The sequence below is a fragment of the Acinetobacter kookii genome (assembly GCF_900096895.1).
In the GTDB taxonomy this organism is placed as follows: domain Bacteria; phylum Pseudomonadota; class Gammaproteobacteria; order Pseudomonadales; family Moraxellaceae; genus Acinetobacter; species Acinetobacter kookii.
Genome location: NZ_FMYO01000001.1, coordinates 523052 through 535330 on the forward strand (window position 1 = coordinate 523052; position 12279 = coordinate 535330).

Consider the following 12279-nt stretch of genomic DNA (forward strand, 5'->3'; position numbering starts at 1 on the left):
CCAATCCTCTAAAAACTTTAAAACCCCATATTCTGCCATATTTTAAAGCATTTCTCGAATATATTTATTCAGCACTTTATGAAGATGACTGAATTCAGTCTTATTTTATAAACATGCGTCGAAAAGCTGATGCTATCCGATCTTTTTGCCAAGCCATTATTTTCCGACCCTTAATATAAATTAATGATCACATGATTGATTTTACTTATTTCAGAATCTGAACAACTCTCCTTATAGTGCATGCAGCGTTGTTTGAGTCCTGATCATGTCTTTGCCAAAACCTGAAACTGTCCGCCCGTTGTCATCACAATTTGTATTGCTTATGGCAATCGCCTGCGGTTTATGTGCCGGTTCGGCTTATTTTAATCAGCCGCTGATTTATTCGATTGAAAAGAGTTTGAGAATTAGCACCAGTCAGGCTGGCCTAACCGTCGTGCTTGCCCAAATTGGCTATGTGCTTGGCTTGATGCTATTGGTGCCTTTAGGCGATTTCCTGAATAAACGCAAGCTTGTGGTCAGCCTGATGGTATTTGCAGCCCTCTCGCAAATTCTGCTGTCATTCAGCACGACTCTCAGTACCTTATATCTTTTCACCCTGTGTGCCACCTTTGGGGCAATTTCAGCCCAGGTTCTGATTCCCTTTGCTTCAACAATCAGTCCACCCGAATCGAGTGCTGCAACGGTCGGAAAACTCATGAGCGGTTTGGTGATGGGGATTATCCTGTCACGGACTTTCGCCGGTTTTGTCTCGACTTACTGGTCCTGGGAAGGTGTGTATTTATCCAGTGGCATCATCACCCTGATGTTCGCAATAGTGATGTGGAAAAAACTGCCCAATACAGAGCCTCAAACCGGCTTAACCATCAGCAGTATTTACCGTTCACTGTTTGTTCTTGCCCGAAACAATCCGCATTTAATCCGTAGAGCCTGTGCCGGTGCCTTGGGCTTTGGCATCTTGTCGATGGTCTTTACCTCGATGACCTTTGTTCTCGGCAATGCACCTTACGACTTTAGTGATTTTGAAATAGGCCTGTTTGGCTTGCTCGGCGTTATCGGGATTTATTCATCTAGCTGGTCGGGAAAAACCGTGGGGCAAGGCAAGGAAAACCTGGTCGCAAAACTGTGTATTTTCCTGATGCTGTTTTCATGCATTCCCCTGTTCTTTGCCCAGCAGAATATCTGGGTTTACGCGCTTGGGGTTTTGATGAGTTATTTTGGCCTTACCGCCTTTCATGTACTGAACCAAAATCTGGTTTACCGGATTGACCTGAAAGCACGTTCCCGGATTAATGCAGTCTATATGACCATCTATTTTTCGGGTGCAGCTTTGGGTTCGCTGGGTGCAGTATATGCATGGGAACACTTGGGATGGATGGGCTGTGTCGCGCTTGGCTTGGGCTTTTCAATTGGAATTTTGCTGATTGACCGTTTTGATTTTAAGCGGATGCAGAAGGCTTAATTTTTTAAAAAGGAATAAATTAAAAAGTTTATTGCTGATTTATTCAAACCTTATCAGTCTAATTCGAATAACTTAATTCGAACAACCTAGACCCATGATCGCTATATTGCAGTCATTTTTACTGATCAAGAATCGTGTAACTTGACCCGTACAGAATAACAGACTTGTTACGCAAAGCGCCTTTCCAGGTCTGGCTTTTCATGCATTCAACTTAAGGAGTCGTATTGATACGTTGCTGATTCTGCAAAATCTCAGGCAAATTTTTTTCAATCCAGCCAATCAGATAGTTCATTTTTTCTGCAGCTTGCGAACCTAAAATGGTCAATTGATATTCCACCTTGGGTGGCACCACCGGATAGACCGTGCGCAGAATAAAACCATCCTGTTCCAGCATTTTCAGCGTTTGTGACAGCATTTTTTCACTCACCCCTTCAATGCGCTGTTTCAGCTCGCTAAAACGGTGTACCCCATCACTTAAACAGCGCAGAACCAATACTGACCATTTATTCGCGAGATGTTCCAATATTTCACGTGATGGACACTCCGTGGATAAGACCTGGCCCAATACAGGGCTGATCGCATAATTTGTCATAGCGTCCTCTCAGTATTCTTATTACTTACTAATTTTAATGTACTTACTCTTTGTAAGTTAACAGAATAATATTTCAGCAGCAAGTTTGTTGATGAGTTTATATGGATTGATTAAATATCCCTTCCAGCAATCAACCGCCATAAAAAAAGAGCCTCAATTGAGACTCTTTTTTAATTCTGCTTTACAAATTATGCATTTGTTTCAGCAGGAATTTTTGGATAGCTTCCGCCGCCCATTTGTTCTGCAATACGCAATACCTGGCAGCTATAACCTACTTCGTTATCGTACCAAACGTAGCAAGTTAAACGGTTGCCTGAAGTGATTGTCGCTTGCGCATCAAATACACCTGCAGTACGTGAACCGATAAAGTCAGAAGATACCACTTCAGTTGAGTTGGTATAACCGATTTGACCTTGAAGGTTAGAGTTGATAGAGATTTGACGAATATATTCGTTCACTTCCTCACGATCAACTTCTTTATCAAGTGTTAAGTTAAGAATTGCAAGAGATACGTTTGGTGTTGGAACACGTACAGAGTTACCAGTCAACTTGCCTTTAAGAGCAGGAAGTGCTTTCGCAACCGCTTTAGCAGCACCCGTTTCGGTAATAACCATGTTCAGAGTAGCAGCACGACCACGACGGTCAGCTTTATGGTAGTTGTCGATCAGGTTCTGGTCGTTCGTGAACGAGTGAACTGTTTCAACGTGACCATTGATTACTTTGTATTTGTCATCTAACACTTTAAGTGTTGGCGTGATGGCGTTAGTTGTACAGCTTGCTGCAGAGATGATGGTATCTTCATCAAGAATGTCGGCCTGGTTCACACCAAATACAACGTTCTTCATGTCACCTTTACCAGGCGCAGTCAAGATTACACGTGCAGCGCCCGGGCATTGAAGGTGCTGAGCAAGACCTTCTACATCACGCCATTTACCAGTGTTATCAATCACTAATGCATTTTCAATGCCGTAAGCAGTGTAATCAACTTCAGACGGGCTAGACGCATAGATCACTTTAATGAAGTTACCGTTTGCAATAATAGCTTCGTTTTCTTCATCAACTGAAATTGTGCCTTGGAACGGACCGTGGATAGAGTCACGGCGCAGCAATGAAGCACGTTTTTCCAAATCGCCATCAGATGATTTACGCACCACGATTGCTTTAAGATTTAAACCACGACCCAAACCTGACTGGCCAATGATTAAACGAGCCAGAATACGGCCGATACGACCAAAACCGTAAAGCACAACATCTTTGCCTTCTACAGCCTTCGCATTACCTGCTAAAGATTTCACTGCATCAGCAACAAAAGCGTCTACATCGCCGCCTTTTTCCTTGAATTCAACAGCAAGTTTACCTAGATCAATTTCTGCTGAACCAATATTTTCAATTTTAGCTAAAGCTTCTAAAATCGGGAAAGTGTGAACCACTGAAAGCTCAACATCCATAACACGTGTACGGCGATGCGCTTTTAAAATCTGGATTACTGAACGGTTAACTAAAGAACGACCGTATACAGAAGTCACGATATTTTTTTCACGATATAATTGACCAATCAGGGCAATCATACGTTCCGCGATTTCTTCACGGTTTTTCCAGCGACCTTGGTGCTCTGCATGTAGGGCGATGATAGTGTCTTTGCTCACAGCTACGTCCTCTAATTAATTGTATATCTAGGCATAAATTTCAAAACCCGACAATTGTAAAGGAATTATCGGCAACTTTGAATCAAAAGCTGAATGTTCAACGTGCTTTTTACGATATATTCACTATAAATTTATAAAATAGTTGTAATTATTTTCATGATTTTACTGTTAAAAGATCAGAAAGCTGTCTAAACACAAAAACTATACTTTTTTGTTAAATGTTGCTTAATCAAACAAGCTGAGTTTTCACCCAGCTTACCGAACGCAGTCTATTTCAAACGATCCTGATAGTTTTCCAGATTTTGATTCAGCGCCTGCTGTTTACGTTTTTGCCTGAAGATATGAAGGGTGCCTTCAATGACCAGCAATAAAACCGCAATCCAGATGGGAATATAAGTCAGCCATTCTCCAGCCTCCACCCGCTCACCTAGCACAATAGAAGCACAGGCCAAAAGCATGGGTTCGAGATAACTCAGCAATCCAAAAATCACAAAGGGCAAATAACGGCTGGCCAGCATATAACTGCCCAGTCCCAACGCACTTAAAAAACCCAGGCCAATCACGGCCATAATTAAATGTGGAAAATGAGCCATTAAACTCAGACTATCGCTATGCATAAAGCCCAAGTAAAAAGCGACCGGTAAAATGAGGCATAAATCCCACCAGAAACCGCCTAAATGGTCCGTTTTAAAGGCACGGCGCAAAAAGAAATATAAGGGATAAGCCAAAGCGACATAAACGGTTTCCCAGGCGATACTGCCGATACGCCAGATTTCATGCCCTACCCCTAGCATGGCCAACATTACGGCAGCCAACTGCCATTTCGACAGTTTTTCCTTATAAAGTACACAACCGATCAGCACCATCACCAAAGGCAACAGGAAATAACCCAGTGAAACCTGCAAGCCACGACCATTCATGGGTCCCCACAGAAACAGCCACAATTGTGTGGTACAAAGCAGGGAACTAAAAATCAGCCAGATCAGAAATACCGGCTGTTGAACAATGCGCTTGAAAATCTGGGAAATATGCTGCAAATCACCCGACCACCACATAAACAGGGTTAGAAAAGGCAGCGTGGCCAGCATGCGCCAGGCAAAAGTCTGTTCGCTGTCCAAAGGTTTTAAAAATTGCGTATAAAAATACAGTACCCCAAAAGTAACAGATGCCAATACTGACAAAGCCAAGCCTTTATACATCTTTTACCTCAGGGAGATTATTCATTTCATGATGGTGCGAACCCATCCAAAATACTGGATCATTCAACTTTAAAACCGGCGCTATCTTAACAAATAAAAAACCATGCCTAAGCATGGTTTTAAACTTTTGTTAAAATATTGGGTATTTTATTTGATCGTTTGCTTGGTATGAATCACATCACCCAGATCATAGCCCAGAGTCTTGGCATATTCTAAATACTCGTTGACGACTGCCTGATCGGGTTGTGGGCTACGGGACAATACCCACATATATTTGCGGCGTGGCTCACCCACCAATACAGTCTGATAGTTTTCATCAAGTTTAAGTACCCAATAATCACCGCGACCGAAAGGCAACCAGCGAATCGCTTCAGGCAGGAAACTAACTTTTAATTTGCTATTGAAAGGTGCATTTTGAATAAATGCCTCTCCAATTGACTGGGTGAGTTTACCCTCTTTGGTATAGCAGCGGTTATCTACGACTACATTACCGTTCTCGTTCAGGGTATAGGTCGCAGTGACATCACGATCACACTTATTTTGAAAATATAAAGGCTTACGGGCAACTTCATACCAGACACCCAGATATTTATCCAGCTCAACCCTTTCCACCGTTTGCAGTGGCTTAGTTTGTGCATATGCCATTGTCGCCATGCCCAAACCCACCAACACCGCTCCACCCAGAGCAATTTTAGCCAGTGTATAGCCCGCTTTTGGAAGATTATTGCTTGTCATAAAAGTACCTTCAGTCAATTTTTTAAATTCTTAAAGTGCTTACGCTTTTAAAAATAACGACTCCGACCAAATCATACTGTAGCGTTATGTAATGATTTTGCAATAAAAATCATCCAACTAACTGAGCATCTGTGCCTTCAAGCGTACAATCTCATCCCGTAGTCGCGCTGCCTGTTCAAACTGCAGTTCCTTCGAGGCTTTGAGCATCTCTTTTTCCAGTTTGGACAAATGCTTTGCCAGCAATTTAGGGTCTGCCAGAATGTGGCGCTCATCGGCACTCAAGGCACGGGCCTGATCCGAAATTTTCTCGTCAATCTGGTCATCAGTCAGCACTTCACCGGTATCAATATCCTGGCTGTTTTGACGCTTGGTGCTGCGCGGTGTAATGCCATGCAGTTCATTAAATTCGATCTGTTTGGCACGGCGGCGTTCGGTTTCATCAATGGCTTTCTGCATAGAGTCCGTAATCCGGTCGGCATACAAAATCGCTTTACCTTTCACGTTACGTGCAGCACGACCAATGGTCTGGATCAATGAACGCTCCGAGCGCAGGAAGCCTTCTTTGTCGGCATCCAGAATAGCCACAAGCGACACTTCCGGCATATCCAGACCTTCCCGCAGCAGGTTAATACCGACCAGCACATCATGCACACCGCTACGCAACTCATGGATAATCTTGGTCCGCTCCACGGTATCAATGTCTGAATGCAGATAAGCCACCTTGACCCCGTATTCTTTTAAATACGAAGTTAAATCTTCTGCCATCCGCTTGGTCAAAGTCGTCACCAGAACACGCTCATCCAGTTCCTTACGGATATTGATTTCCGACAGTACATCATCCACCTGGGTCAGCACGGGACGAATTTCGATTTCAGGATCGACCAGTCCGGTTGGACGAACTACCTGCTCGGCAATCTGCTGCGCTTTTTCCAGCTCATATTTTGCTGGCGTTGCACTGACATAAATCGTGGAGGGAATAATCCGTTCCCATTCTTCAAACTGCATGGGACGGTTATCCAGCGCACTTGGCAAACGGAAACCATAGTTGACCAGATTCTCTTTACGCGAGCGGTCGCCTTTATACATGGCACCAATCTGCGGCACCGTAACATGCGATTCATCAATAATCAGCAAGGCATCATCGGGAATATAGTCAAACAATGTCGGTGGTGCTTCGCCTGCCGGACGGCCGGATAAATGCCGTGAATAGTTTTCGATGCCGTTGGTATAGCCCAACTGCTGCATCATCTCCAGGTCATAGCGGGTACGCTGTTCAATGCGCTGTGCTTCCAGCAGTTTGTCATTGGCCCGAAAGAAGCCTAAACGCTCCTGAAGTTCCTCGCGGATGGTGCCGATGGCACGCTGCAAGTTATCTTTCGGCGTAACATAATGACTTTTAGGATAAATGGTCACGCGTGGAACTTTACGCACCATTTTTCCGGTTAAGGGGTCAAACCAGCGAATCGAATCGACTTCATCATCAAACAGCTCGATACGAATTGCATCCTGATCCGACTCGGCCGGGAAAATATCAATAATTTCCCCACGGATACGGTAAGTACCGCGCAAGAATTCCAGTTCATTACGGGTATATTGCATTTCCACCAGACGGCGAATAATGTCATCACGGCTGATCCGGTCCCCCTGCACAATATGCAGCAACATGCTCATATAGGCATTCGGATCACCCAGACCATAAATGGCCGAAACGGAAGCGACAATAATGGCATCACGGCGTTCTAATAATGCCCGGGTCGCTGAAAGGCGCATCTGGTCAATATGGTCATTAATGGCCGAGTCTTTTTCAATGAAGGTATCGGAAGATGGCACATAAGCTTCCGGCTGATAATAATCGTAATAGCTGACAAAATATTCAACCGCATTATTGGGGAAAAATGACTTGAACTCGCCATACAGCTGCGCAGCCAGAGTCTTGTTATGTGCCATCACAATGGTGGGACGCTGCAACTGGGAAATCACATTGGCCATGGTATAGGTTTTACCTGAACCGGTTACTCCAAGCAGCAACTGGTCGTGATAGCCTTTTTGAATGCCCTTGACCAATTTTTCAATGGCTTGTGGCTGATCACCTGCAGGCTGATAGCTGGTCACTAATTCAAAAGGTTGATGACTATCCGACATATTATTCAGCTTCTATACTTAAATGCAGTTTCAATAATATGAGGATTAAAGCTCAACATTCAACATCAATGTTCCGATATTTACTGAGGGACTTATATCAAGAAAATTCCAACATTTTTGTCTTGACCGCATGCGCATTCAATAGCAACATGAAACAAAGCATCCTGATCACAATAAAGCCTATGACTTACCATTACCATGACGAAAGTATTGTCAAAAATTTACCGGAAGATACCGTTTTTGTTTTTGGCAGCAACATGGCAGGAAACCATGCAGGTGGGGCTGCGCGTACCGCCCTACAACATTTTGGTGCAGTGCAAGGCGTAGGTCGTGGCTGGGCCGGTCAAAGTTATGCCATTCCGACCATGAACGAGCATTTGCAGCAAATGCCCTTGTCGCAAATTCAGCACTATATTGATGACTTCAAGATTTATACCAAAAACCATCCGAAAATGACCTATTTCATTACCTCGGTGGGTTGCGGGATTGCCGGCTATAAAACCGAAGAAATTGCGCCAATGTTCAAGGGCATTTCCCATAATGTGATTTTCCCCATTTCTTTCCGCCCTTTTGTAGAAAGAGCCTTACCCAAACTGACCCGTCATTTTTTAAGAACGGTATTTACCGATGAGGTTATTTTCTCCTCTCCAGATGAAGATATTACTACCACTTTAGATTTGTCAGAAAATGAAAAAAGTGCTGCCCGAATTATTTTAAATACTCAAATGTACCCAACCGACAGTAATGGCCGGGACCGAAATTTTGAAATTTCAGACATTTTGCATGTATTAAACGGCAAGATTTTTGACTGGCAAAACCATTCTGAAGGTTCCATGATGTTTGGCGGAGTCATTCTAGCCTTGCTTGAACTCTACAATATCAATGAAAAAGACTTTATGGATGTCTGGCAAGGTGAACGTGAAATTTCTCCACCCAAGCCAGAAAATAAAGCCCGCAGAAAACCGCGTTAATTGTTAATTCCAGCGAATCAAAGCCAATTCCTGAATTGGCTTTTTTTATTCGTCTTACTTTTTTATTTTGCGACACAGCTCTCATTAAAGATAAATATTATTTTGCTTATCACATGATTTTAAAATAATTTTTTTAAGCATATACTTCATACTTAAATGACCATAAAAATGACGAGCACCTTGAATGGATATGCTGGACTCCCCTTTTTTTGAACTGTCTCCCGTTGCCATGTGGCTGGAAGACTATAGTGAAATCAAAAAACAATTTGATCTCTGGCGTAATCAGGGCGTGCAAGACCTGTTCAGTTTCCTGCAAGAAGATGAATCGCGCATTCTTGAATGCGCAAAAAAAATTAAATTATTAAAAGTGAATTCTAAGACCCTTGAGCTTTATCAGGCCAATAACTTTGAACATTTATCTCAAAACCTGGCGTCAGTCTTTAAGGAAGACATGACAAAAACCCATATTCACGAACTTGTTGCATTGTGGAATGGTGAAACCCGTTTTTCCAATCCCGCAGTAAACTATACCTTGACTGGAAAGCGCCTGGATATCCAGCTCAAAGGCCTTGTATTGCCTCAACATGAACAGGATTTATCCTTAGTCTTAATTACCACTGAAGACATCACGCCTTACACCGAAGCCTGCCGTATGGAAGAACGAAGCCGCCATATGGCAGAGGCGCGCTTTACTTATTCTCCGACCTCGCTTTGGATCGAAGATTTCAGCCGTATTAAAATTAAACTGGATCAATTACGTAGATTAGGCATTGAAGATTTTCCAACTTTTCTGGATGTGCATAATGAATTTGTCATTGAATGCATCAAGGAAATTAAAGTTATTGATGTCAATCAAGCCACACTCGATTTGTTTGGTGCCCCGAGCAAAGATATTTTATTAAAAAATATTCATATCGTTTTTGCCGAGGAAATGGTTCGGACTTTTCGGGAACAATTGATTGAACTGTGGAATGGTCATCTGCATCATCAACGTGAAGCGGTCAATTACGCAATTGATGGCAGCATTCGCCATGTACTGCTGCAATTTACCGTATTTCCAGACTATCTGGATGACTGGAGCATTGTACAGGTTGCCCTGACTGATATTACCGCGCGTAAAAAGGCTGAACATTATCTTGAATATTTAGGCAAACACGATGTACTCACCAAACTGTGCAACCGTTCTTTTTATGTGGCAGAACTGAACCGGCTTGAACGTAATCTATTACGTCCGATCTCATGTATTTTTATAGATTTAAACGGGCTGAAAACCCTGAATGACAGTCAGGGACACGATGCAGGTGACGGCGTCTTGCGGCGTATAGGCAATATCCTGAACCAGTTGATCCAGCATACACCCTATTCGGCCTCACGCATTGGCGGAGACGAGTTTGTAGTCCTTTTACCGGGTGCAGATGAAGCAGCCTTGCAAAACTGCCTGCAAAGCCTGCATGAACTTTTGCTGGTAGACAATCAATTTTACGCCAATCAGCCGATCAGCCTGTCTATAGGTCATGCGACAAATTTGGAGCACGAACGGATTGAAGATATGCTGAAGCGTGCTGACCTGGAGATGTATCACCAGAAAAAGAATTACTATCAGAACAATGATAGACGAAGCCAGCTTTCCAGCTCGAGTTAAAGGTTCCCCCCCGGGTTATACGGCAATAAAAAAGCCATGGTCTGACCATGGCTTTTTTATTTCTATATGAAGAATTTAACGCTTGCCCATGGAACGGCGTGTACCACGTGGTGGCATCCAGGTACGATCAGCATAGCGCTGCGGTTTAGGGCGTAAATCTTCAAAGACTTCATCGGAAGAATTTTCATCGACCTTTTTAATCGGGAAAGGTAAATTAACCAAGGGTTTTTTCTTGGGCGTATTTTGGGTGCTCATGTGATTCACTCAAGGATTTCTACGACATATTGTACGGAAAAATGCCTCTCAGTGCGAGACAGGATTTTTACTCAGCTTGCAAACCCTGGAGTTTGCTGAAGATGATCGGTTTTTAACCACACCGGCCTGTTCATTGATCAGGTCAGAACCTTATATTCACCCCAGAAATGCATTAAAAAAATATAAATATCATATTAATTTTTGGCTCTTTTTAAGCTCAAGAATTTTTTTCTATTAATCAAAATAACGTGTTACATAAAATTATTTTTCCACATGTTATTGAAACAAAATAGCTATTTTTTTACATGAATACTACCCGATTAATATTTTTTAGTAACAAAGTGATTTTTCTCTAAATATAGAATAAGAAAAGTGAACGAAAAAAAATGAATAATCGCAAAATGGACATGGAGTCCCTGAATGAAAAAAACATTCCTTTATATGATGTCGTCTCTTGCTGCCCTACCTGCTGTGAGCTATGCCGATTCCCCCTATTTCAGTTTAAAAGATGGCGATGGCTTTAAACGCTTTTCTGTTTCTGTGGGAGCACTACATGTCATGCCTCAAGGTAAAGCCCAGCCCTTTCAGGTGAATACGGCTGTTAAAAACGGTGAAGTGGCCAAGAATGGCGATATTCAGGTTGATACCGTACTCAACAATCTGAATCCCGAGGTCAATCAGGCTGCACTGGCCACCGTTTTAAGAGGTTTAGGCTTTTTTACCGGAGGTCAGCTGGGAAGCGAACTCAGTGGCAGCTCACAGATTTATGGGTTAGAGCAATGGGATAATCCGGGTACGGGTCTTGAGGCCGATGATGTTACTACCCTGGGGATCATGACCAATTATTTCTTTACCGATAATGTGTCCTTTGAGATGAAAGCAGGTATTCCGCCCAAAGTTGACTTACAGGGTAAAGGAAAAATTTATGCACCTTTCTCTGCTGTGGCAACACCGCAAATTGGCAACTTGCCTTTAGAGTTCCTCAATATTGACCTGAAAAATGATATTTTTATTACCGACCTGGAAGCTCATGGACCTGCGGCTTCAGCACGTGCCTGGACGCCTGCCTTTGAGTTCCAATATCACTTTGGTAAAACTGGAGTCAATAAATTCCGCCCTTATGTGGGTGTAGGTCTGATGTATGCTTATTTTAATGAATTGGAAATTAACCCGCGTACGGAACAGGACTTGATTGCAGCCGGTCATATGATTGCCAATATCAAACAGGGCAATGCCGGAGCCTCACTGGAAGGCAAACCGAGTCTAGCCAATCCTAAAGTCGACCTGGAAGCAACCGATGCTATTGCCCCAATTGCGACTGTCGGTTTCACCTATGATTTTAATGAGCGCTGGTTTGCTGTGGGATCTGTATCTTATGCTCATCTTAAAAATGAAACCACGATTACGGTATCTGATGAAAAATTAGGGACATTAATTACCTCCAAAGCGGATATTGAAGTCAACCCGATACTTGCTTATGCAGGGATCGGTATGCGTTTCTAAGTTTTCAATCATTAAAAGACGGCGTTATGTCGTCTTTTCATTTTTATAAACCTTTCTATAACTTAATTTTATCTTTTGTTGAAATTTAATTTAATCGCCTCGTCCTTTATAATCGAATAACATAGCCACAACACA

The 12279-nt window shown here is 42.8% G+C and carries 10 protein-coding genes; 4 read left to right on the forward strand and 6 right to left on the reverse strand.

The features are described from left to right. The first annotated feature begins 265 nt into the window (after window positions 1–265). Window positions 266–1459 carry an MFS transporter gene (locus BLP85_RS02590; protein WP_092818572.1) on the forward strand — a complete coding sequence of 398 codons (1194 nt, stop codon included), beginning with the start codon at window positions 266–268 and terminating at the stop codon, window positions 1457–1459. 211 nt (window positions 1460–1670) lie between these two features. Here the strand turns inward: BLP85_RS02590 and BLP85_RS02595 are convergent, their stop codons facing one another. The 5 genes from BLP85_RS02595 to uvrB form a co-directional block, all read right to left on the reverse strand. Beyond that, on the reverse strand, window positions 1671–2051 hold the full coding sequence (locus BLP85_RS02595; RefSeq protein WP_092818573.1) for a winged helix-turn-helix transcriptional regulator: 381 nt from the start codon (window positions 2049–2051) through the stop codon (window positions 1671–1673). 188 nt (window positions 2052–2239) lie between these two features. Next, complete coding sequence (locus tag BLP85_RS02600) at window positions 2240–3697, reverse strand: glyceraldehyde-3-phosphate dehydrogenase (protein WP_092818574.1); 1458 nt, start codon at window positions 3695–3697, stop codon at window positions 2240–2242. Between the two features lie 269 nt (window positions 3698–3966). Next, window positions 3967–4896 (reverse strand): EamA family transporter RarD, encoded by a 930-nt coding sequence (rarD, locus tag BLP85_RS02605; RefSeq protein ID WP_092818575.1) that lies wholly within the window; start codon window positions 4894–4896, stop codon window positions 3967–3969. Between the two features lie 147 nt (window positions 4897–5043). Then, the gene (locus BLP85_RS02610) at window positions 5044–5631 is read right to left on the reverse strand and encodes a lipocalin family protein (RefSeq protein ID WP_092818576.1); all 588 of its coding nucleotides are present in this window, start codon (window positions 5629–5631) and stop codon (window positions 5044–5046) included. Between the two features lie 117 nt (window positions 5632–5748). Beyond that, window positions 5749–7773, reverse strand: coding sequence for an excinuclease ABC subunit UvrB (gene uvrB, locus BLP85_RS02615; protein WP_092818577.1), 2025 nt, complete (start codon window positions 7771–7773; stop codon window positions 5749–5751). 182 nt (window positions 7774–7955) lie between these two features. Here uvrB and BLP85_RS02620 point away from each other — a divergent pair, with 182 nt between their 5' ends. Beyond that, complete coding sequence (locus BLP85_RS02620; protein WP_092818578.1) at window positions 7956–8744, forward strand: A1S_2505 family phage non-structural protein; 789 nt, start codon at window positions 7956–7958, stop codon at window positions 8742–8744. Window positions 8745–8928: 184 nt separating this feature from the next. Beyond that, window positions 8929–10386: a sensor domain-containing diguanylate cyclase gene (locus BLP85_RS02625; RefSeq protein WP_092818579.1), complete on the forward strand. Its 1458-nt coding sequence runs from the start codon at window positions 8929–8931 to the stop codon at window positions 10384–10386. 75 nt (window positions 10387–10461) lie between these two features. On the opposite strand, the gene BLP85_RS02630 is transcribed toward BLP85_RS02625, so the two are convergent. Beyond that, entirely contained in the window at window positions 10462–10641 is a 180-nt protein-coding gene (locus tag BLP85_RS02630) for a hypothetical protein (protein WP_092818580.1), read from the reverse strand. Window positions 10642–11061: 420 nt separating this feature from the next. On the opposite strand from BLP85_RS02630, the gene BLP85_RS02635 reads away from it, so the two are divergent. After that, window positions 11062–12144 carry an OmpW/AlkL family protein gene (locus BLP85_RS02635; protein ID WP_092818581.1) on the forward strand — a complete coding sequence of 361 codons (1083 nt, stop codon included), beginning with the start codon at window positions 11062–11064 and terminating at the stop codon, window positions 12142–12144. Window positions 12145–12279: the final 135 nt, after the last annotated feature.